This window comes from Hymenobacter sp. YIM 151858-1 (genome assembly GCF_025979705.1).
Taxonomy (GTDB): domain Bacteria; phylum Bacteroidota; class Bacteroidia; order Cytophagales; family Hymenobacteraceae; genus Solirubrum.
Map to the genome: position 1 here is coordinate 188,239 of NZ_CP110136.1, position 18,043 is coordinate 206,281.

The following is an 18,043-nucleotide window of genomic DNA, read 5'->3' on the forward strand; positions in this document are numbered from 1 at the left end:
GCTAAGACCACGAATTCTTGTGTCTGGCGGGGGCCGGGAACACCTATGTGTTTCCGGCCCCCGCTTGGTATTTTAGGCCAGGTTGCCTATTGGCCGAGGTGCTACCGGCTGTTGGTAACCTAGATAGAAAAACATTAATTATAATTTTTCTTATTGGGAAATGCTCACTCCAGAGCCTCTGATGGCGAGTGTCAGCTTAGTGAGGTACCCTGGGTAGCGGGATGCTGAAAATTTACCCGCATGGCAAAAGCAGTTGAAAAACAGCTTTTAAGCGCCTTGATGCGGGTTTTTGATAGGACACGCGCTGTTGGCAAACCCGGCGGCAAGCCAGTAGGTTGCCGCTGGCTCGGCTATAAACCGTAATTTTGTGCACTATCCGGTACTTTGCCGGTAATATCACTCTTAATCATAACACGATGCGTAGTCTGATATTCTGCACAGTACTGGCCGGGCTTGCTGCCGGCCCGTTTGGGTTGGTTGGCGCTGAGGCACACGCAATGAGAGGGGAAGGGGCAGCTCGGATGTTCGGGAACGCAGCAATGCGGATAGCCCGCCCGGCGGCATTGCCCGTGCAAGGCGCCGGCAGCGGCCTTACGGCCAGCTACTTTGCCAACGGCACGCTGGCTGGCGCTCCGAGCGTACGCCGCATCGATGCAGCCATTGACTTTAACTGGGGCACCGGCGCCCCCGCCGAAGGCCTGCCCACCGATAACTTTTCGGTGCGGTGGGAGGGGCTGCTGGCCGCGCCCAGCACCGGCCGTTACCGCTTTCTGGCCCGCACCGAGGACGAAGTACGCGTGTGGGTAAACGGTAAGCAAATGCTCGACACCTGGAATGGACGCAAGCCCAGCGCGGGTGAAGGCTACGTGGAGCTGGCTGCGGGCGAGAAAACCAGCATCCGGATTGAGTATGCCGACTCCGAGGGCGATGCCCGCCTGCAGCTGCAGTGGGTGCCACCGGGCCAGGCGGCGCAGGTTATCGGCACGAGCTACCTTTACCCGCTCGGCTCGCCCACCACGCCCGACCCGGTAAACCCCGCCGCGGCCGTAGCGGCCGCGCCGGTTGCCAAACCGCAGCCCACGCCGGTAAAGAAGCCCGCGGCTGCCAAGCCGGCTCCCAAAACGGCAGCCGCCAAGCCAGCCGAAACCAAACCCGTAGCCAAAGCGGCCCCGAAGCCCGAAGCCCCCAAAGCTGAGGCCAAGCCCAAGCAAAGCAAAGCCGACGCCAAAGCGGCCGAAACCGCGGCCGCACTGCCGGCCGGTGTATACATTCTGACCTCGCGGGCGGGCAACAAGCCGCTGGAGGTAATTGAGCCCGGCCGCCCCAACCGCCGCGCTTACTCCGAAGCCGGCGCCGGCGGCCCCACCGTGGAAGGCCGCAGCACGGCCCCGCAGTGGCGCATCGAGAGCCTGGGCAACGGCTTCTACCGCATCGGCGTGCAAGGCAGCAACAAAGTGCTCGAAGTGCTGGGCAGCGCCACCTCCAACGGCACGCCCATGAGCCTCTGGACGTACTACAGCGGCAACAACCAGCTGTGGCGCATCGAGCCGGCCGAAGGCAGCTACTACAAGCTGATTGCCAAGCACAGCAACAAAGCCCTGACGGCCAAAGACTCCATCGAAGGCGGCTTGCAGCAGTGGCGCTACAGCGCGCGTGTCGATCAGCAGTGGAAACTGGAGGCCGTAGCTACCGAAGACGAAGTAGCCTCCGTGGCGGCCGCCGCACCGGCCGACCTCAAAGGCACCGGCTCGTACAACATGAGCATTTACCCCAACCCCAGCAACGGCGTGGTGCAGCTGCGCTACTCGCTGCCCGAAGAAATTCCGATGGGTTGGGTGCTTTACAACCAGAACGGCGCCCCGGTGCGCGTGTCGGACTACCGCCGCAAAAACGCCGGTGCCCACCACCAGACGCTCGATTTCACGGGCCTGCCCGCCGGCGACTACAACCTGCGCATGACAGTAGGTGCCAACACTACGCGTGTGCAACTGCAATTGCGCAAGCCGTCGGCCGGCGAGGCCGCAACAGCCGACGAAGCTTCGGCCTCGGGCGCCAAGCAGCCCTAGGTCGGGTTAGGCCAATGAACACCAAAGGGCTGGCTCCTACTCGGAGCCAGCCCTTTGCGTTAGTACGGATTAGGTTATGTCTGGAAAGTACGAAACGGTCATGTTGAGCCCTTGCGACGACCTAGGGGTCGACAAGCCCGGCATGAGGGTCAAGAAACCCAAATGACCCTACAGCCGCGACTTAATACAGCACCCGGAACTTAATCGTCTGCTCTACCTGCCGGAGGGCTTTAATCACCTCCTGGTCGTACTCGCGGTTCACGTCGGTAATCACGTAGCCGATGTGCTCGTTGGTTTTGAGGTACTGACCCAGGATGTTGACGGCGTGCGCTGCCAGCACGTTGTTGATGTGGGCCAGCACGCCGGGCACGTTGTGGTGAATGTGAATGAGGCGGTGGGCCTGCTGCTGCGGCGGTAGCTGAATGTTGGGCAGGTTCACGCTCTGCAGGGTGTTGCCGGTGTTCACGTAGCCCATGATGCGCTCGGGCACAAACTCGGCAATGTTGCGCTGCGCCTCGGCCGTGCTGCCGCCCACGTGCGGCGTAAGCAGCACGTTGGGCAAGCCGCGCAGCGGGCTTTCGAAAGGCTCGTCGTTGGTTTTGGGCTCGTAGGGAAACACATCCACCGAAGCACCGCCTAGGTGCCCCGAGCGCAAGGCATCGGCCAGAGCCGTGATATCGACGACGTGGCCGCGGGCGTTGTTGAGCAGCAGCGCGCCGGGCTTCATCAGGGCCAACTCAGCGGCCCCGATGAGGTTGGTGTTTTCGGGTCGGCCATCCACGTGCAGCGTTACCACATCGGCCTGGCGCAACAGCTCCTCCAGGGTGCGGCACTTGGTGGCGTTGCCGAGCTGCAGCTTTTCGGCAATGTCGTAGTAGAGCACCTGCATGCCCACGGCTTCGGCCACCACCGAAAGCTGCGACCCGATGTTGCCGTAGCCCACAATGCCCAGCTTTTTGCCCCGGATTTCGAACGCGCCGCGCGCCGACTTGTCCCACACGCCGCGGTGCATTTGCTCCGACTTCACGGGCAGGCGGCGCGCCAGGGCGATGATTTCACCTAGGGCCAGCTCCACCACCGAGCGGGTGTTGGAGAAAGGCGCGTTGAATACAGCAATGCCGCGCTGCATGCAGCCGAGCAAATCAATTTGGTTGGTGCCGATGCAAAAGGCGCCCACGGCAATGAGGCGGTTGGCGCGCTCCAGTACGCGGGGCGTAACCTGCGTTTTCGACCGGATGCCCAGGATGCTGATGCCCTCGATGCGCTCCATCAGCTCCTCCTCATCGAGGCCGCCGGGCACCACCTCCACCTGGTAGCCCTCCTCGCGAAACAGGCGCTCGGCCGTAGGTTCGATGTTTTCGAGCAGCAGCGCGCGGATGCGGTTTTTGGGGTAGGAGAGAGTCATCGGCAACTTGTTTTGGTAGAGAAACTCGTCGAAGGAAGGCACTACCTCATCGGCTTGGGCCACCACGGCCGGGCGGGCCACGTTTTCGGTGAAGGCGTAGAAGCGGGCGGCCAGGCCGGCCTCGCGAATCTGGTAATCGGTAATGCCGTCGCCGAGCACGTACACCGGCGCGTCGTCGAGGCCCAGCAGGTGCAGTTGCAGGATTTTGCCGCCGTCCTGGCTCAGCGGGTTTTCGGGGTCGAAACCGGTGATGCGGCCCTCGGCATCGAAGGTGAACGTGTTGGCCAGCACCTGCTCGGGCGGAATGCCGAACTCGGCCACCACCGGCTCGATGAACTCGCGAAAACCGCTGCTCACGATGTACACGCGGTCGGCGTGCTGCTGAAAAAACGCCTGGTTGCGCCGGATGCTCTCGGTAACCTTGGTGCGCAGGTGCTGCACCAGCTCGTGCAGGTGTTCGCGCCGGGCCGGCAGCAGCTCGATGCGCCGCCGCAGCGACTCGCTGAACGACACGGAGCCATCCATGCCGCCGTCGGTGAGGGCCTTGATCTGGGCCACTACCTGCTCGCGCTCGGGGCGGCCGCGCAGGGCAATATCAGCCAGCTCATCAAGCGCCTCTACCTGCGTAAAGGTGCTGTCGAAATCGATAACGATGTAAGGAAACGGCGGGGCGGTGTTGCTCATGGTGCGGGCAAGGTAGGGCAGAAACGTTTAGGCCGCTACTGCTGCCGGAGCCAGCCAAACGGGCAAGGCAGCAGCGGGCACAAAAAAGCCCGCCGGCAACAAGTGCCGGCGGGCTAGGCTTTGAAGTGCCGAAGCAGGGCGACTTAGTCGTCGATTTTGGCTTTCGACTTCTTCTTCTTGTTTTTGATTTTGGCATCGGCCTTAGCGCCCGGGGCCGTCATTACCGAGGTGCCATCGGTGGTGCCGGCGGCGGGCTGGGTGGTCATCGAGCCACCGGTGGTGGTCGATTCTACCGTGGTGGTAGTGGTTTCGGTGGTAGCCGGCGTGGTGGTGGGCGTTGTTACCGGGGTTTGCGGTGCCGTTTGGGCCGGAGTCGTGGTCGATTGCTTGGTGGTAGTGGTGGTAGTGCTGGTTTGGGCATTGGCAGCATAGGCACCACCTACAAGCAGGGCGGCAAGAACAACAAACTTTTTCATGGGTAGGGGGTTAAAAAACGCTCACACATAAGAAGCTCCGGCGCGAAGCTCCTCTTTAGATTAGCCTTTAACGATATTTGGTAAGCGGGGTTACAAAGCCGCCTGATTATTTGTCGGGCTGGCGCCTGTGGCCCGTATACGGTGGGGCCTCAAGGCAGCGGCAGGCAATAAATCGGTTGTCGCGAAGCGCGGGCACATGCAGCCAGGGCCGCTGGTCCTTTATCTTGTCGTTGTTTTGATTGTACAAAGAATACTACTCGCGTTGTCGGCATTGCTGGGTTCAGCAGCGCAGCCGCAGGCTGCAACCGGGCAGCCGGTGCGCACGCGCACTTTTGGGCTGGAGTGCAAAACCACCGTAAGCCCTGCCAGTGGTGGCGCGCTGGAGCTGTGGGTGCCCGTGCCGCACTCCGATGCTTCGCAGCAAATCACGGCCCTGCAGGTAGAAACCGCTTACCCGTACGAGTTGGTAGAGGGCCGCTACGGCAACCGCATGCTGCACATGCGCCTGGCACAGCCGCCGGCTGCGGAGTTTACCGTGATGCTACGCTGCCGGGTAAGCCGGCAGGAGCACATCAACCCGCTGCTGCCCAGGGCCGCCATGCGCAAGCTGCCGAAACCGCCGCCCGACCCCGAGCTGAAGCGCTGGCTCGGGCCCGACCGCCTGGTACCGCTCGACGACCAGATCCGGCTGTGGGCGCACGAGGTGGCCGCCCAAGCCAACGCCAAAACCGACCTCGAAAAAGCCCGCGCCGTGTACGAGCACGTGGTAGGCACCGTGCAGTACGACAAAAGCGGGCAGGGCTGGGGCCGCGGCGACATTTACTACGCCTGCGATGCGCGCCGCGGCAACTGCACCGATTTTCATGCGGTGTTTATCGGCTACTGCCGGGCCCTAGGTATCCCGGCGCGGTTCAGCATCGGGCTGCCACTGCCCCCGGAGCGCGGCACCGGCGAGGTAAAAGGCTACCACTGCTGGGCCGAGTTCTACACCAAGCAAACCGGCTGGGTGCCCATCGATGCCTCCGAAGCCGCCAAGAACCCCGATAAGCGCGCGTACTACTTTGGCACCCACGACGAAAACCGCGTGGAGTTCAGCCGCGGCCGCGACCTGGTGCTGACGCCCGCGCAGCAGGGCGAACCGCTCAACTACTTTGTGTTTCCGTACGCCGAGCTCAACGGCAAGCCTTACAGCGGCGTGAGCTACCAATACCGCTACCGCGACGCAGCCGAGTAACACCGCTGGGGTGGCTGCCGCAGTACGCTTCGGGAGCAGTTGCCGGAGGGTGATTTATGCCATAATCAGCTAAAAAACTTAGCGGGTAATAGCTATATATTTTAGCTTATATTATCTTCGGTTTATCAACAGCAAAGGGGTAAAGCTCATGGATATACGTGCGGTTAGTACACTCGAGCTAGGGGCTTGGTCGGAGGAAACCTACCAGGGAGCGGCCGATGCGCCGGCTATGGCCCGGGCCACCGCAACCCAGGTGTTCAGCGGCGACATTGAAGGCGAAAGCCGGCTCGAAATGCTCATGACCTACCACCCCGATGGCTCGGCCAGCTCGGTGGGGTTGGAGCGCGTGGTGGGTCGGGTAGGAGGGCGGGCCGGCAGCTTTGTGCTGCAGCACAGCGGCAGCCTCGAGGACGGCGTAACCAAGGCCAACTTGGCGGTGGTGCCCGGCTCGGGTACGCACGAGCTCAACGGCCTGCATGGCCACGGCTGGTGCGTGCGGCCCGCAGGCAAGCCCGGCGCTATTACGCTGGAGTACAGCTTCGAGGGGTAGCCCCGGCCCCGCCCTAGGTGCAGCAGCCGTGCCGGGCAAGCAACAGCTGGGCAATACCCATTTGCGGCGCTGGCAGTACAACGGAGGCCAACCAGGTACCTCCGCCAACATGCCCAGCCAGCGCCTGCCCCACGCGTTTATCCTCCGCACAGTAACCCTGCACCAAGAAGTACACGGGGTCGAAGAACTAACCCTGCATACCAACGCCGGCGACATGCCGGCGCGCTTTCATGCGGCTGGCCCCTATGCCAGCGTAGTGCTGTGGGTGGGCGGCGCGGGCGGCGGCCTCGATGGCCCGGCCTGGGGCATGTACCCCCGGCTGGCGGCGCAGCTGCAGCTGCATGGCATAGCCTCGATGCGCCTGCATTACCGCTTCCCCAACGATCTGGAAGCCTGCGTTTACGATGTGCTGATGGCCGTGCAGTACCTTGTGCAGCAGCGTGCCCTCGGCAGGGTGGCGCTGGTGGGGCATTCGTTTGGCGGAGCAGTGGTGATTTCGGCCGGCGCCGTAGCCGATGAGGTAACGGCCGTGGTAGCCATGAGCAGCCAAACCTACGGCACCAACCTGGCGCCCAGGCTCAGCCCCAAGCCGCTGCTGCTCCTGCATGGCACCGACGACGAAGTACTGCCACCCGCCTGCTCCGAAAACATCTTTGCCCGCTCCGGCGAGCCGAAGCAGTTGCTGCTGTACCCGGGCTGCCGCCACGGCCTCGACGAGTGCCGCGACCAGGTGGACGAGGACGTGGCGGCCTGGCTCACCCACCACCTGATGCAGCCCAGCACCTAGGCGGCTTAGCCTTCTTTGTAGAGCTTGCCTGCTTTTTCGGCCGACACCTTAATGCCCTTGATCATGGCCGAGCTAAAGCCCTGGTGCTCCATTTCGTTGAGGCCGGCAATGGTGCAGCCCTTGGGCGAGGTCACTTTGTCGATTTCCTGCTCGGGGTGCGAGGCCAGCTGCAACAGCAAATCGGCGGCGCCTTTGGCGGTTTGGGCAGCCATTTTCAGGGCGTCGTGGGCATGAAAGCCGATTTCGGTGCCGCCCTGCGAAGCCGCCCGTATGGAGCGCAAAAAGAACGCGATGCCGCAGGCGCACAGGGCCGTGGCCGAGGTCATCAGCTCCTCGTTGATGCGGATGCTCACGCCCACCGTATCGAACAGGCGCTCTACCAGGGCCAGGTCTTCGTCGGTGGCCTCGTCGGCTGCCACGCACGTCATCGATTGGCCGATGGCAATGGCCGTGTTGGGCATGGCGCGCACCACCCGCACCGCCCGCCCCAGGTGCTGGCGGATGTCGGCGCAGCTCACCCCCGATACCACCGAAATCAGCAGCGGCTGCCGGCTTTGCAAGGCCGGGGCTATTTCATCGAGCAGCTTATTCAGCTGCTGCGGCAGCACGGCCAGCACCACGATATCGGCGCCCTGCACGGCCCCTAGGTTGTCGGCGGTGGTGGCGTAGCCGGCAGCGGCCAGCGGGGCCAGGGCAGCGGTGTTGCGGCGCGTGAGGGTAATGTTGCCGGGCGCAGCCATACCGGCTTTCACAAGGCCTTTGGCCAGCGAAAGGCCGATGTTGCCGCTGCCCAGAATGGCAATGTTGGGGTTGGTGCTGTTCATGCAGGAGTAAAGCCGTTACGGGTGCCGCCGATGGCAACGGGCCCACAACAGCGCGGGCTCCCGGTAAAAATGCAGCCCGGCCGCCGAAGGTTGCAGCCCGGCCCGGGCTTTGCGGTGCAATCTTAATACTGCCGTAACGTGCAAGCGCGCTCCGTGCCAGACCTTTGCCGCGAGGATTGCCCGCTTCTGAGCTGCGGGCATAGCCTATACTGAAAAGCCCCGGCGCCCGGCGCCGGGGCTTTGCGTTGGGGGCCGGGCTAGCTCGCCGGTTCGCTTTGGCGCAACGCCGTGCAGGCGGGTATCCAGGCATCGGCCTGGCACTCGGGGCAAATGGCTGCGGCGCCGCGCGCTAGGTGCTGCACGTAGCCGCACCGGCAGCAAGCATGCAGGCCCGTTTTTTCGATGCGTTTGCGCTCCTGCCCCAGCCGCTCGGGCCAAATGGACAAACCGGGCTGCACTTCGTCGGGTGGGTAGAAATAGGCGCTGATGTTGCCGGTGGCCTCGATGTAAGCGCGTCGCACTTGACCCAGGTGCTCTACCTGGAGCTGGCGCAGCTCGCCGAACAGCTCTTTCTGCGTCAGGTTTTGGCGCTGAAAGTTGGGCAGGTGCACGCGGCCTTCCTCAATCAGCAACACCGGCGCGCCCTCGAGCCAATCGCTGAAGCGGGGCAGCTTTTCGGTGAGGCGGTTGAACAGCGCGTACAACCCGGCAACCATGGCAAACACCACGGCCACGTGCAGCAAGGGCACGTCGTCGTAAAACATGGCGTCGCCGGCGGCCGAGCCCAGGGCCAGGATGATACTTAGCTCGAAAATCGAGAGCTGGCGCACCCCGCGGCGCCCCGTAAGGCGCAACACGCTGAGGGTGAGTAGGTAGGCGACAAAGCAGCGGAAAACTACTTCGAGCAGATAAGCGGGCGGAGCCTCCTCCGACAACAGCACGCGCTGCCAGTCGAATGGCTCGATGGACGAAAGCAAAAGCATAGCGGCAACTATGGAGCCCGGGTGTGGCCAGGCGGTAGCAAAAAAAGCGCAGCACCGGTGTGGCGGTGCTGCGCTCTTGTACGCGGCCGCGGTTCGCGCGGCTGCCGTTAAGCTGCATTTTGGCCCGGGGGCCTCGGCCCTAGGTGGCGCGGCGGCCCGCCCGGCAGGGGAGCTTGGCTAGCCGGGCAAGGTGCCTGCCGGCCACCGCACGCCGCCTCCCCACCTAGGCGCTGGCCTGGTTTAGCTGGCGCAAATCCGGGCCGCTCAGCTCCAGGTGCATCGACTTGAGCAGCTCCCGCACTTGCTCGGGGCTGGTGGCGCTGGCAATGGGGGCGGTGAGGCCGGGTTGGGCCATAATCCAGGCCAAGGCTACCTGGGCCGGCGTGGCACCCAGGCGGCCCGCTATTTCGTCGAGCGCGGCCAGAATGCGCAGGCCGCGCTCGTTGAGGTACTTAGCGCCTACACCGCCGCCGCGGGCGCTTTTCTGCAGATCGGCCTCGGAGCGGTACTTGCCCGTAAGGAAACCCGCGGCCAGGCCGTAGTACGGAATTACGCCCAGGCCGTGCTGCTGGCACACGGGCAGCAGGTGCGTTTCGAAATCGGCGCGGTCGTAGAGGTTGTAGAGGGGCTGCAGGCTTTCGTAGCGCGGCAAGCCGTGTTGCTCGCTGGCCTGCAGGGCTTCGGCGAGGCGCTCGGCCGAAAAGTTGGAGGCCCCGATGGCGCGCACCTTGCCCTCTTTGATAAGCTGGGCGTAAGCTTCGAGCGGCTCCGATACGGGCACCGTGGGGTCGTCTTTGTGCGACTGGTACAAATCGATGTAATCCGTTTGCAGGCGCTTAAGCGAGCCTTCCACGGTGCGCAGGATGTAGTCTTTGGAGAGGCCTTTCTGATCGGGGGCTACTTCCCAGCCTACTTTGGTGGCAATCACGATATCGTCGCGGCGGCCGCGCTGCTTTAGCCACTTGCCAATCACGGTTTCCGACTCGCCGCCGTTGTGGCCCGGCACCCACACCGAGTAGCCGTGGGCCGTATCAATGGCGTTGCCGCCACCGTCGACAAAAGCATCGAGCACCCGAAAGGAGGTGGCTTCGTCGGCCGTCCAGCCGAAAACGTTGGTGCCCAGTACCAGCGGCGCAATGGAGAGGCCCGAGTGGCCTAGTTCGCGTTGTTGCATAGTCGAATCAGAGGAAAACAAAGTAGTACCAACCCGCCGGAAACCGCAAGGTTTAAGCAGCCGCGGCACCGGCTGGCCAAGCGGGCGGGCTTGTGCATACGCAAACCACGCCGGCCGCGCCGATAAGTTGCCGGGCCATGCGCACCGTGCCGTATCTTGGGCCCTATGCCCTTCGATAACGCCATTGCGCTCCTGCCCCGCCGCTTTGCCTACGGCTGCCGGGCCTGCCTGCCCGGGGCGGCGGCCGCGCTGCTCCTCTTTGCTGCCGGCAACGCCCGGGCCCAGCAGGCACCTAGGGCTTCACTCATCATCCGCGACGGGCGCGTGCTCGATGGCTCCGGCAACTCCTGGTTGCGGGGCGATGTGGCCGTGCGCCTAGGGCGCATTGTGGCCGTGGGGCGCCTGCCGGCTGATTTTCCGGCCGATACGGTTATCGATGCCAAGGGCTTGGTAGTAGCGCCGGGGTTTATCGATGTGCACACCCACATCGAGGACGACGAGCTGCGCCAACCCACCGCCGACAACTTCATTTACGACGGCGTAACCACCGTGATTACCGGCAACTGCGGCTCCTCGCGCCCCGACCTGGGCCGCTACTTTCAGGTGCTCGATAGCGCGAAGCTGTCGGTAAATGTGGCCTCGCTAATAGGCCACGGCGATGTGCGCAAGGCCGTGCTGGGTCGCGCCAAACGCCAGGCCACCGAGCCCGAGCTGCAGCAGATGGAGCAGCTGGTAGCCCGCGCCATGCAGGCCGGCGCCATGGGCCTCTCCACGGGGCTGATTTACATACCCGGCACCTACACCCGCACGCCCGAGCTGATACGCCTGGCGCGCGTGGCCGGCCAGTACCGCGGCCTCTACGCCACGCACATGCGCAACGAGGGCGACAGCGTGCTGCAGGCCATTGAGGAGGCCCTGCTGATCGGCCGCGAGGCAAACTTGCCCGTGCAGATTTCGCACCTGAAAATCGGCGGGCAGCAGAACTGGGGCCGCGCTCCGCAGGCCCTGGCACTGATTGAGCAGGCCCGGCAAGCAGGCCAGGAGGTTACCATCGATCAGTATCCGTACACGGCCAGCTCTACCTCGCTCAGCACCATTATTCCCGACGATGTGCAGGCCGATGGCCGCGACTCGCTGCGCGCCCGGCTGCAGCGCCCCGCCGTGAGGGCCGCCGTGGAAGCCGCGATGGTGCGCCGCCTGCGGCAACGTGGCCTGAAGCATTACGACTACGCCGTGGTAGCCAGCTTCCCGCCCCAACCCAGCTACCAGGGCCTGAGCATCGAGCAGGTAAACCAGCGCCTAGGCCGCAAGCACAAAGCCGCCGCCGAAGCCGCCACCATTCTGGATCTGGTACTGCAGCACGACGCGGGCATGGTGTTCCATGGCATGAGCGAGCCGGATGTGCAGCAGATCATGCGCTACCCCTTCAACATGGTGGCCTCGGATGCCAGCGTGCGGGTGTGGCAGGAAGGGGCGCCGCACCCCCGCGGCTACGGCTCCAACGCCCGCGTGCTGGGCCGCTACGTGCGCGAGCTGCGCGTCATCAGCCTCGAAGAAGCCGTGCGCCGCATGACGTCGTTACCGGCGCAAACCTTCGGCCTCGCCGACCGCGGCCTGCTGCGCCCCGGCATGGCCGCCGATATCGTGGTGTTCGACCCCGCCACGGTGCAAGACCGCTCCACCTTCGAGCAGCCGCACCAGTACAGCACCGGCATGCACTACGTGCTCGTGAATGGCCGCCTGACGGTGGTGCAAGGCAAGCACCTAGGCACCCGCGCCGGGCGGGTGCTGTACGGCCCCGGCAAGCAGTAGCGCAGTGGCGCTACAAAGGGCTACATTACTGAGCCGCCTTGCCGCGCTCCAGCACGCGGTAGCTGTGCGGCGGTACGGGCAGCGTTACATCGGGCGCAATGGTATAGGCCTGATCCACGAACACATCCTGGTAGTTGCCCGCCCACTGCCGGGGTATTTTCACCTCCTGCAGCTCGTTGCCCATGTTCACGGCTACCAGCACGGCATCGGGGCCTTTGCGGCGCACGAAGGCATACACCGAGGCCGGCGAGGCCAGGCGCACGAATTGGCCGCACGCGTCGCCGTTGGCCAGGGCGGGGTTGCGCTTTTTCAGCTGCAGCAAGCGGGTGTAAAAATCCTGCAGCGGGTAGTTGCCCCACGCAATGGGGTCTTTGTCGAAAAACTTGAGGCGCTTTTTCAGGGCCGACTCCTGCCCGCTGTACACCATGGGAATGCCCGGCAGAAGGCCCGTGAGCACGGCCTGCGGCACGGCGTTTTGGCCCAGGCGTTCGTACTCGGTGCCGTCCCAGGTGTTGATGTCGTGCGAGGTGGTGAAGTACATGAGGTACGCCGAGGCCGGGTACCTGGCGCGCTCGGCCTGCAGGTACGTATCGATGGCCGCTACGGGCTGCTGGCCGCGGGCTACGCTATCGAGCAGGTAGCGCAGGCGCAGGGCGTAGGTGGCATCAAAAGCCTTTTCGAGCATGCGGGTGTTGGGGTCGAACTCGCCCGGTTTCAGGAAGGGCGGGTTGTGCAGCTCGTCCCACTCGGCCAGCATAAACACCGGCTTGATTTTCTCGAGCTCCTGGCGCGTGTTGTTCCAGAACTCCATGGGCACCAGCCCGGCCACGTCGCACCGGAAACCGTCGACATCAGCCTCGCGCACCCAGTAGGCCATGCTTTCCGTCATGTACCGGCGCAGCTCGGGCTTGCTGAAATCGAGGTCGATTACATCCTGCCAATCGGCTACGGGCGGCACGGGCTGGCCTTGCGCGTTGCGCGTAAACCACTCGGGGTGCTCCTGGGCCAGCTTACTATCCCAGGCGGTGTGGTTGGCCACCCAGTCGAGGATTACGTGCATGCCGCGCTTGTGCGCCTCCCGCACCAGGTGGCGCAAATCGTCGAGGGTGCCCATTTCGGGGTTCACGGCGCGGTAATCCTGCACCGAGTAGTAGCTGCCCAGGCTGCCCTTGCGCTTTTCCTGCCCAATGGGGTGCACCGGCATCAGCCACAAAATGCCCACGCCCATTTTTTGCAGGCGCGGCAGGTGCTGCTCGAAGGCCCGAAACGTGCCCTCGGGCGTGTATTGCCGGATGTTCACCTCGTAGATGCTGGCCTGGCGGGCCCACTCGGGGTGCTTAATGGTGTACTGCGGCGGGGTGGGGGCGCAGCTGGCGGGGGCGGAGGTTTCGGGTTGGCGCTGCTGGCAGGCGCCGAGCAAAGCGGCCGATAGCAGCCCCAGCGAAAGAACGGTGACGGAACGCATGGCCTAAACATACGCGGTTGCGCTTGTTGTGCCGCCGCCCCTGCTGCCGCGGCACTGGCAGCAATCGTTTGGAAGTGTACCTTTAAAGCACACCCTCAGCCGCTACGGGCAGGCTGGGGGCGCTTTCGGTTGTTTGCTTATGAAATACCTCTATTGGCTTTTGGCCGGAACAGTGCTGCTGGCTTTCGTAATGTGGGCCCTGGTGCCGGCACCCGAGCCGGCCGCTACGGCTACGTTGGGCGGGCAGGTAGTAGAGTTTTTTGCGCTCCTGCTCGATCCGACGGGCTTTCCGGCGCGGTGGCGCTGCGGCCGCTGGACGGACTTTCACGGCTGGCTCTACATCCTGTCCGATCTGCTGATCTGGGCGGCGTACTTCACCATTCCGTTTCTGCTGATCAACTTTGTGCGGCAGCGGCGCGACATCCCCTTCGACCGGCTGTTCTGGGCCTTCGGCTTGTTCATTTTCGCGTGCGGGGCCACCCACCTGATTGATGCCATGATTTTTTGGGTGCCGGTGTACCGCCTCAGCGGGTTGGTGCGCCTGCTCACGGCCGTGGCCTCGTGGGGTACGGTGTGGGCCTTGGTGCTGGTGCTGCCCAGGGCCTTGCTGCTGAAAACGCCCACCGAGCTGGAGCAGGTGGTGCAAGCCCGCACCGCCGAACTGGGCGTCGCCAACGAGCAACTGCGCCAGCGCGAGGCCGAGTTCAGCACCTTGGCCAACGCCATTCCGCAGCTGGCCTGGATGGCCGAAGCCACCGGCGATATTTTCTGGTACAACCAGCGCTGGTACGAGTACACCGGTACCAACTTCGAGCAGATGAGCGGCTGGGGCTGGGAAAAAGTGCACCACCCCGAGCACCTAGGGCATGTGCTCGAGGTGTGGCGCCGCCACCTGGCCACCGGCGAGCCGTGGGAGGACACCTTTCCGCTGCGGCGCCACGACGGCGTTTTTCGCTGGTTTCTGTCGCGCGCGGTGCCCATCCGCGACGAGCACAACCGGATTGTGCGCTGGTTTGGTACCAACACCGACGTAACCGACATGCGCGAGCTGCAGGAGCAGGTGCAGCGCAGCGAGGCGCAGTACCGCGTGCTCATGGAAAGCATTCCGCAGCTGGTGTGGTCGGCCGATGCGCAGGGCCAGCTTACCTACTGCGACGGCCGCACCACCGACTACACCGGCCAAACCCCGGAGCAGCTGCGCGGCCAGGCCTGGCACACGCTGCTGCACCCCGACGACCAAACCGCTGCCCTTGCCCAGTGGGCCGAGGCGCGCCAAACCTCGGGCCTGCTCGCGGGCGAGTACCGCCTGCGCCGCCACACCGGCGAGTACCGCTGGTTTCTGGTGCAGGCGCGCCTGCTGGGCAGCACGGCCCCGGAGGCCACGGGCCAGTGGTTTGGCACCTGCACCGATGTGCACGAGCAGCACACGCTGCGCGAGGCCCTGCAGGTGCAAAACGCCGAGCTGGCCCGCACCAACCGCGAGCTTGACACCTTTGTGTACGCCGCCTCGCACGACCTGAAGCAGCCGGTACAAAACCTCACGGGCCTTTTTGCCGAGCTGAAACGCACCGTTACTTTCAGCGACCCCGACGCCGAACGCATGCAAGCCATGGTGGATGACTCGCTGACCCAGCTGCTAAGCACGGTGCAAGCCCTGGGCGAAGTAGTGCGCGTGCAGCGCCAGGTAGAGAAGCTGCCGCCCGAGCCCGTGCTGCTGCAGCCCTTGGTGGAGGAGGTAATCCGGGCCGTGCAAGACCTAGGCACCACGCCGCCCACCTGGCAGCTCGATTTCTCGGCCCTTTCGGCCGTGGTGTTTGTGCGCGCCAACCTGCGCTCGGTGCTCTACAACCTGCTCAGCAACGCCGTGAAGTACGCCGACCCCAGCCGCCCGCCGGTAATTGCGGTGCGCACGGAGGTGGCCGATGGCGTGCCCGTACTGGTGGTGCAGGATAACGGCCTCGGCATCGACCTAGGGCGCCACGGGCGCGAGCTGTTCCACCTGTTTCGCCGGTTCCACGACCACGTGCCCGGCACCGGCGTGGGCCTGTACCTGGTGCAGCGCCTGGTAGAGCAAGCCGGCGGGCGGCTTGAGGTAGAAAGCGCTGTGGGGCAGGGCACCACGTTCAGGGTGTATCTGCACGTGGCCTAGGTGCCGCGCGCCTGCCCAGCCCGGCAACTGCCCGTAATGCTTGCCTGTAATCGGCGCGCCAGGCTGCCCTAGGCCAGCAGCCCTAGGTGCTGCAATGCGTAGCCCGCGGCGGCACCGCCCAGCACCAGCCACGCCGAGTTTACCTTGTAGCGCAGCAGGAGCACCGCCGCCAGCCCGGCCAGCAGCAGGGAGGGCGCATCAACCACGGCCGTGCGCGCCAGCCCCACCGATACGGCCGCCATCAGCGCCCACGAGGCCACGTTCAGGCCATCCAGAAAAGCCGCGGCCACGGGCGAGCGGCGCAGCTCGGCCAGCAGCGGAATGCTTAGCGCCACGAACACAAACGCCGGCAGAAATATGCCCACGGTGGCCGCCAGCGCCCCGCGCCACCCCAGCAGCACGTAGCCGATAAACGTAGCCGTGGTAAACACCGGCCCCGGTGTAACCTGGCCCACCACCACGGCATCGAGCAGTTGCCCGTGCGTAAGCCAGCCAAAGCGCAGCACCAGGTCCGCGTTCAGAAACGCCAGCAGCACATAGCCGCTGCCGTACAGCACCGAGCCTATTTTGCCGAAGGCCAGTAACAGGGCACCTGGGCTGAGCGGGGCCGCCGCGGCGGCAGGCGCAGCGCGCAGGCCCAAGGCCCACGGCAGCAGCGCCAGCACCGCCACCGCCCCAAACAAAATCGGCAACGCTGTTGGCACGGTGCGCGTGGGCAGTTGCGGCCAGCGCAGGGCCACGGCCACCGCGCCGGTAGCAAACAGCACCAGCAGCTCGTTGGCGCCGAGCAGGCTTGCGGCCAGCGCCGCTACGGCCAGCACCTGCAGCCCGGAGGTACGCAGCGCCGAGCGCCCCAGGCTCCAGAGCGCCTGCGCCACCACGGCGACAATCACGGGTTTTACGCCGTAGAGCACTCCGCTAAAAGCCGGCAGCGTACCAAAGCGCACGTACACCCAGGCCAGCGCCATCACGATTAGCATAGCCGGCAGAATAAAGCAGCTGCCCGCCACCAGCAACCCGGCCCAGCCCCGCCGCTCGTAGCCCAGATGAATGGCCAGCTCGGTGGAGTTGGGCCCCGGAATAAGGTTGGCCGCGCTCAGCAAATCCAGGAAACGCTGCTGCGTAAGCCACTGCCGACGGCGCACCACTTCTTCCTCCATCAACGCCACGTGCGCCGCCGGCCCCCCAAACGCCGTAGCACCTAGGCGTAAGAACAGGAAAGCCAGTTCGGCCAACGAGGTGCGCGCTTCGGGAGGCTGGGGCATGCGGCGTGAGTTGCTTCGGTCAGTAATATGCATTCCCGAAAAAGCGGCTGCATTAGTGGTTGTGGATCAGTTTGTTACCAGTGTCGTTGGCCGGGTGCAGCCGCGCCGGGGCCACCAACAAGGCCCAAGGGTACGTAGTTATACGCCGAAGTCCGTTTTAATCCCTGCGGTTTGCAGGTGCCCTGAGGGAGGGCAAGTTTACGCCCGTTTGTTATGCTGCTCGAAACCAGGTTGCCGATCCGTTACATCTTCCGGCGCATCATGCCCGATGTGCTGCGGGTGTTGTTTATATCCATTGTATTTCAGTTGATTAAGGAGGTATTCGGGCCGTACTTGCCGCCCGTGCCGCTGCAGCTGCCCACCATTTTGGGTAGCTCGATTTCGTTGCTGCTGGCTTTTAAAATCAGCCAGTCGTACGACCGGTGGTGGGAGGCCCGCCGCATTTGGGGCGCCATCGTGAACGACTCCCGCTCGTTGGTGCTGCAGCTCAGCAGCTTTCTGAAGCCCGAAGCGCAGGTGCCCGGCCCCGACGCACGCACGCCGGTGCAGGCCGTGGCCTACCGCCAAATTGCCTGGGCCTACTGCCTGGGCCAGGCGTTGCGCGGCCTCGATCCGCTCGAGGGCCTGCAGCACTTGCTTACCGACCACGAGCTGACCTACATCAAAGCGCACAACAACAAGCCCCTGGCCCTGATGGCGCTGCACGTGCAGCAGCTGCGCGAGCTGGCCAACGGCCAGTTCCTCAACTCGTTTCAGCAAATTCAGCTCGATGCTACCCTGGTGCGCCTCACCGAATCGATGGGGGCGGCCGAGCGCATCAACAGCACCATCTTCCCGACGAGCTACCGCCTGATGGTGTACTACTTTATCTACCTGTTTCTGCTGACGTTGTCCCTAGGTCTGGTAGAAACCATCGGGCTGTGGGAGGTGCCCGTGCTGCTGCTCACGGCCTCCACGTACTTCCTGCTCGAGCGCACCGCCCGCTACCTGCAAGACCCCTTCAACAACAAGCCCACCGACACCCCCGTGACGGCCATTGCGCGCACCATCGAAATAAACCTGCGCCAGCTGCTCAACGAAACCGACGTGCCCAAGCCGCTCCAGCCCGGCCCGTATTACCTGATGTAGCGCGGAAATCCGTTGGCTACGCTGGCCTTCGGTTCCGCGCT

The 18,043-nt window shown here is 64.4% G+C and carries 15 protein-coding genes; 8 read left to right on the plus strand and 7 right to left on the minus strand.

The genetic code is table 11. From position 1 onward, the window contains the following. The first annotated feature begins 240 nt into the window (after nt 1–240). Together OIS50_RS00750 and OIS50_RS00755 are read left to right on the plus strand one after the other, a co-directional pair. Nucleotides 241–363: a hypothetical protein gene (locus OIS50_RS00750; RefSeq protein WP_264692427.1), complete on the plus strand. Its 123-nt coding sequence runs from the start codon at nt 241–243 to the stop codon at nt 361–363. A gap of 176 nt (nt 364–539) precedes the next feature. Then, entirely contained in the window at nt 540–2,066 is a 1,527-nt protein-coding gene (locus tag OIS50_RS00755; RefSeq protein ID WP_264692428.1) for a PA14 domain-containing protein, read from the plus strand. Nucleotides 2,067–2,247: 181 nt separating this feature from the next. On the opposite strand, the gene serA is transcribed toward OIS50_RS00755, so the two are convergent. Together serA and OIS50_RS00765 are read right to left on the minus strand one after the other, a co-directional pair. Beyond that, on the minus strand, nt 2,248–4,155 hold the full coding sequence (gene serA, locus OIS50_RS00760; RefSeq protein WP_264692429.1) for a phosphoglycerate dehydrogenase: 1,908 nt from the start codon (nt 4,153–4,155) through the stop codon (nt 2,248–2,250). A gap of 143 nt (nt 4,156–4,298) precedes the next feature. Next, a complete protein-coding gene (locus OIS50_RS00765; protein ID WP_264692430.1) occupies nt 4,299–4,631 on the minus strand; it encodes a hypothetical protein in 333 nt (110 codons plus the stop codon). Nucleotides 4,632–4,947: 316 nt separating this feature from the next. Between OIS50_RS00765 and OIS50_RS00770 the strand changes: the two genes are divergently transcribed. The 3 genes from OIS50_RS00770 (at nt 4,948) to OIS50_RS00780 (ending at nt 7,202) form a co-directional block, all read left to right on the plus strand. Then, on the plus strand, nt 4,948–5,865 hold the full coding sequence (locus tag OIS50_RS00770) for a transglutaminase-like domain-containing protein (RefSeq protein ID WP_264692431.1): 918 nt from the start codon (nt 4,948–4,950) through the stop codon (nt 5,863–5,865). A 148-nt stretch (nt 5,866–6,013) separates the two neighbouring features. Next, on the plus strand, nt 6,014–6,415 hold the full coding sequence (locus tag OIS50_RS00775; protein ID WP_264692432.1) for a DUF3224 domain-containing protein: 402 nt from the start codon (nt 6,014–6,016) through the stop codon (nt 6,413–6,415). A gap of 109 nt (nt 6,416–6,524) precedes the next feature. Then, the gene (locus tag OIS50_RS00780; RefSeq protein ID WP_264692433.1) at nt 6,525–7,202 is read left to right on the plus strand and encodes an alpha/beta hydrolase; all 678 of its coding nucleotides are present in this window, start codon (nt 6,525–6,527) and stop codon (nt 7,200–7,202) included. A gap of 5 nt (nt 7,203–7,207) precedes the next feature. Here the strand turns inward: OIS50_RS00780 and proC are convergent, their stop codons facing one another. The 3 genes from proC to OIS50_RS00795 form a co-directional block, all read right to left on the minus strand. After that, the gene (gene proC / locus OIS50_RS00785) at nt 7,208–8,026 is read right to left on the minus strand and encodes a pyrroline-5-carboxylate reductase (protein WP_264692434.1); all 819 of its coding nucleotides are present in this window, start codon (nt 8,024–8,026) and stop codon (nt 7,208–7,210) included. Between the two features lie 257 nt (nt 8,027–8,283). Next, on the minus strand, nt 8,284–9,009 hold the full coding sequence (locus OIS50_RS00790) for a DUF421 domain-containing protein (protein ID WP_264692435.1): 726 nt from the start codon (nt 9,007–9,009) through the stop codon (nt 8,284–8,286). 223 nt (nt 9,010–9,232) lie between these two features. After that, nucleotides 9,233–10,183: an aldo/keto reductase gene (locus tag OIS50_RS00795; RefSeq protein WP_264692436.1), complete on the minus strand. Its 951-nt coding sequence runs from the start codon at nt 10,181–10,183 to the stop codon at nt 9,233–9,235. A 165-nt stretch (nt 10,184–10,348) separates the two neighbouring features. On the opposite strand from OIS50_RS00795, the gene OIS50_RS00800 reads away from it, so the two are divergent. Further along, a complete protein-coding gene (locus OIS50_RS00800) occupies nt 10,349–11,995 on the plus strand; it encodes an N-acyl-D-amino-acid deacylase family protein (RefSeq protein ID WP_264692437.1) in 1,647 nt (548 codons plus the stop codon). Between the two features lie 25 nt (nt 11,996–12,020). On the opposite strand, the gene OIS50_RS00805 is transcribed toward OIS50_RS00800, so the two are convergent. Beyond that, nucleotides 12,021–13,460 (minus strand): alpha-amylase family glycosyl hydrolase, encoded by a 1,440-nt coding sequence (locus tag OIS50_RS00805; RefSeq protein WP_264692438.1) that lies wholly within the window; start codon nt 13,458–13,460, stop codon nt 12,021–12,023. A 139-nt stretch (nt 13,461–13,599) separates the two neighbouring features. On the opposite strand from OIS50_RS00805, the gene OIS50_RS00810 reads away from it, so the two are divergent. Further along, nucleotides 13,600–15,609 carry a sensor histidine kinase gene (locus OIS50_RS00810; RefSeq protein WP_264692439.1) on the plus strand — a complete coding sequence of 670 codons (2,010 nt, stop codon included), beginning with the start codon at nt 13,600–13,602 and terminating at the stop codon, nt 15,607–15,609. A 68-nt stretch (nt 15,610–15,677) separates the two neighbouring features. Here the strand turns inward: OIS50_RS00810 and chrA are convergent, their stop codons facing one another. After that, on the minus strand, nt 15,678–16,874 hold the full coding sequence (gene chrA, locus OIS50_RS00815) for a chromate efflux transporter (RefSeq protein ID WP_264692440.1): 1,197 nt from the start codon (nt 16,872–16,874) through the stop codon (nt 15,678–15,680). 213 nt (nt 16,875–17,087) lie between these two features. On the opposite strand from chrA, the gene OIS50_RS00820 reads away from it, so the two are divergent. After that, a complete protein-coding gene (locus tag OIS50_RS00820) occupies nt 17,088–18,002 on the plus strand; it encodes a bestrophin family protein (protein WP_264692441.1) in 915 nt (304 codons plus the stop codon). Nucleotides 18,003–18,043 lie beyond the last annotated feature (41 nt).

Bases quoted from the DNA above. Each gene is read 5' to 3' on its own strand.
- OIS50_RS00820 (WP_264692441.1), top strand. From the start codon at position 17,088: ATGCTGCTCGAAACCAGGTTGCCGATCCGTTACATCTTCCGGCGCATC.
- proC (WP_264692434.1), bottom strand. From the start codon at position 8,026: ATGAACAGCACCAACCCCAACATTGCCATTCTGGGCAGCGGCAACATC.
- OIS50_RS00755 (WP_264692428.1), top strand. From the start codon at position 540: ATGCGGATAGCCCGCCCGGCGGCATTGCCCGTGCAAGGCGCCGGCAGC.
- OIS50_RS00805 (WP_264692438.1), bottom strand. From the start codon at position 13,460: ATGCGTTCCGTCACCGTTCTTTCGCTGGGGCTGCTATCGGCCGCTTTG.
- OIS50_RS00750 (WP_264692427.1), top strand. From the start codon at position 241: ATGGCAAAAGCAGTTGAAAAACAGCTTTTAAGCGCCTTGATGCGGGTT.
- OIS50_RS00780 (WP_264692433.1), top strand. From the start codon at position 6,525: ATGCCCAGCCAGCGCCTGCCCCACGCGTTTATCCTCCGCACAGTAACC.
- OIS50_RS00790 (WP_264692435.1), bottom strand. From the start codon at position 9,009: ATGCTTTTGCTTTCGTCCATCGAGCCATTCGACTGGCAGCGCGTGCTG.
- OIS50_RS00795 (WP_264692436.1), bottom strand. From the start codon at position 10,183: ATGCAACAACGCGAACTAGGCCACTCGGGCCTCTCCATTGCGCCGCTG.
- OIS50_RS00810 (WP_264692439.1), top strand. From the start codon at position 13,600: ATGAAATACCTCTATTGGCTTTTGGCCGGAACAGTGCTGCTGGCTTTC.
- OIS50_RS00765 (WP_264692430.1), bottom strand. From the start codon at position 4,631: ATGAAAAAGTTTGTTGTTCTTGCCGCCCTGCTTGTAGGTGGTGCCTAT.
- OIS50_RS00775 (WP_264692432.1), top strand. From the start codon at position 6,014: ATGGATATACGTGCGGTTAGTACACTCGAGCTAGGGGCTTGGTCGGAG.
- OIS50_RS00800 (WP_264692437.1), top strand. From the start codon at position 10,349: ATGCCCTTCGATAACGCCATTGCGCTCCTGCCCCGCCGCTTTGCCTAC.
- chrA (WP_264692440.1), bottom strand. From the start codon at position 16,874: ATGCCCCAGCCTCCCGAAGCGCGCACCTCGTTGGCCGAACTGGCTTTC.
- serA (WP_264692429.1), bottom strand. From the start codon at position 4,155: ATGAGCAACACCGCCCCGCCGTTTCCTTACATCGTTATCGATTTCGAC.